Annotated in this window: 3 protein-coding genes; 1 reads left to right on the forward strand and 2 read right to left on the reverse strand. The window is 40.8% G+C overall.

Annotation, left to right across the window (positions count from 1 at the left end):
• Window positions 1-999: glycosyltransferase family protein (locus PX484_RS02865; protein WP_288102788.1), on the reverse strand; the 999-nt coding region annotated here is incomplete at its 3' end.
• Between the two features lie 165 nt (window positions 1,000-1,164).
• Between PX484_RS02865 and PX484_RS02870 the strand changes: the two genes are divergently transcribed.
• A complete protein-coding gene (locus tag PX484_RS02870) occupies window positions 1,165-2,334 on the forward strand; it encodes a glycosyltransferase family protein (protein ID WP_287766051.1) in 1,170 nt (389 codons plus the stop codon).
• 86 nt (window positions 2,335-2,420) lie between these two features.
• Here PX484_RS02870 and PX484_RS02875 read toward each other — a convergent pair.
• A partial coding sequence (locus PX484_RS02875) for an amidase family protein (protein WP_288102789.1) occupies window positions 2,421-2,691 on the reverse strand: 271 nt, incomplete at its 5' end.

Below are 2,691 nucleotides of genomic sequence, written 5' to 3' on the forward strand. Positions count from 1 at the left end.
AAAACCTTCGTATTTTGAGGGAAATACCACAGAGGAACAGGTTTGATAATAAAATTGCAAGGTTTCATAGTCTTGATAACCTAATCCCTTGATATGACTCTCGAAAATTTCTTGATTTTCCCGATAAAGTCGGGTACATTCTTTGAGATAATCTTGATATTCTTGAGTTTGGGACTGTTGAGATAATTGCAGATTTCCACTAACTAGATTATCGGTTTCTTTGCCGATAAAAACTATTTGAAATTTTAAACCTTTTTTAGCTAGTGTCATAGCTGCTTTGAGTAAAGTCAGATGATCTTTGTAGATACCAAAAGAGGAGGGAAAATAAAAAGTAACTAGCTCACTTTTGACTAGATCAATCTTGGGATTAGACTGCTCGATAAATCCCGCTAAGGGTACAGCTTTTAATTTACTAGCATAGGTAGCATTGGGAAAAACTTTTAAAACATCGTCTTTAGTTTTTTGGGAAATTGTGAACAGTAGATCGGCCCGATCTAACCATTCTTTTAACGCTTCATTGTAGGGTTCTTGATAGGATTCTGAGTAAGTTAAGGGAGCAAATTGCCAAAACACATCATAAATAATGCCACTTAAAGTAACCTTGACATTGGGGGGAGAAATCCGATTAGTCATCCCATACAAACAGTGATCAGCTTGGTAACGATTGATAATCTGATTAATTCTTGCTTCGATGCGTAAAAATTCAATTCTACGAGAGAAAAGACGATGAATATAATTCAGTCTTAGGGTTTTGTAAAAATTCGCTATAAGACCATAAAAATAGATTAATTTTGTCTCAAAACTCTGGGGATAAAAATCAAAATTTTCGTAGATAAGTTTATCAGAATCTGGCATTAAAGACTTAAAATATTCAATATCATTACGAGGGAGGACGATAATAATTTGTTCGACGTATTCTAATAAGCTAGGTATTAAAGAGATAATGACTCTTTCTACTCCTCCTTTGCGATAAAATAAGATCGGGATGACAATTTTCATAGATTTACTTACAGATAGATATCAATAAAAAGATTGATTTTTGACTTGAACCTATTATATGATAGGCTCGAATTGTTCTACTGAGTCGAGAAATCGAGTTAAATTCAAGGAACTAAGACTCCATCACCCATCGCCCCTATTTTCCCTCGATCTTGGAGAAAAAGAGTGTCACAAGCTACTCCATCCCTACAATCTAATCTCAAACAATGGCTAAGGGCGAGCGCACCTTCCCTATTTCAAATTAAACAGCGTTTGAGCGCCCGTCGTTGGCCGAAAAAATCGATCGTTATTTACACAGAAAAATATCGTCCCATGCGTCCGGCGGAAATTTGGCAACGCGGGGCTAGTGGCACCCAGGCATCGGTGGCTTTTTTAGCGCAGGAATGGACGAAACGCGGCTATAAAGTGACAATTTTTGGCAATTGTGAGGGTATGGAAGGGGAACAGGACGGTATTCGCTATGTTAATTATTACCAGATGAATTGGCAGGATCGCTTTGAGACATTGGTGATCTCTCGTCATCCCACCTATTGCCGTCCTGGTACCAAGGCAGAACGAATTTTTTTTGATTGGCAAGATATTAAAGTTCCGGCAGCCTCCTATACCCCCGAAATTTTGGCTAGATACGACAAAATTTTCTGTAAAAGCCAATATCAACGGGATTTACTGGATTTCTGTCCCGATCATCAATGTCCGATTGTTCCTAATGGTATTGATGCTTCTCTTTTGGCTGTAAGTGAGACGGTGCCAGAAAGCGAGCATCTTCCTTATCGTCTAGTCTATGCCTCTCGTTATTATCGAGGCCTAGAGTCAATGTTAAAGCATGGCTGGCCGATTATCAAGGCGGCAATTCCCGCAGCTGAGTTACATCTCTACTATGGTTTTACTAAACGGGATGGCTATAGCGATCGCAGAGAATGGCGCGATAATTTAATCGCTTTGATTAAAGCTAGTCCGGGGGTAGTTGATCGCGGAATGATCGGTTATCGTCAACTAATCGAGGAAAAAGCTCGCTCTGCTATTCATTACTACGGTTGCACCTATCGTGAGATCGATTGTATTTCCGTGCGCGAGTCGGCAGTGGTGGGTTGTCTGCCAGTGGTGACGGATTTTGCCGTTTTTCGAGAAAAGGACTACTGTGTGAAAGTGCCGGGGGAAGTAACCGATCCGGCTACTCAGGAAGCTATAGCCCGGAAAATCGTCGAATTACTGAAAAATCCCCAGCTTTTAGCCCAAGAGCGCGAAAGATGTCGTCAAATTGCCCTAACTGACACTTGGGAGCGATCGGCCGCCGCTTGGTTAGATGTGATTGAAAAGGAGTCTCCCAGTCAGTAGATTGTTTACTTAGACTGGAAAAATGACCTTTTCGTTTAATAAGTGCCTAAATTAGGGATTTTAAGGGGAAGTAAGCCCTTGAAATCTCACTGGTGCGGGATATCTATCAGCATTTCCTCTAAAACCCTTGCTACGCTTAGGATTAAGTCTTCGCGATCAGGAGCGGCGATGATTTGCAAACCTAAAGGTAGCCTGGATGAACGTTTAATCGGCAAAGAAAGGGCAGGTAAACCGATAAAAGAAAAAGGTTGGGTGAATCTGCCTAAATTAGGTCTAATTAATAGCTCTTGCCCGTCAATAATCATTTTTTCTACTCCTAACGGCGGCGCAATACAGGGAATCGTCGGGGTGAGGATA

Origin of the sequence: Microcystis sp. M49636_WE2, from assembly GCF_030065375.1 — a bacterium.
GTDB lineage: Bacteria > Cyanobacteriota > Cyanobacteriia > Cyanobacteriales > Microcystaceae > Microcystis > Microcystis aeruginosa_C.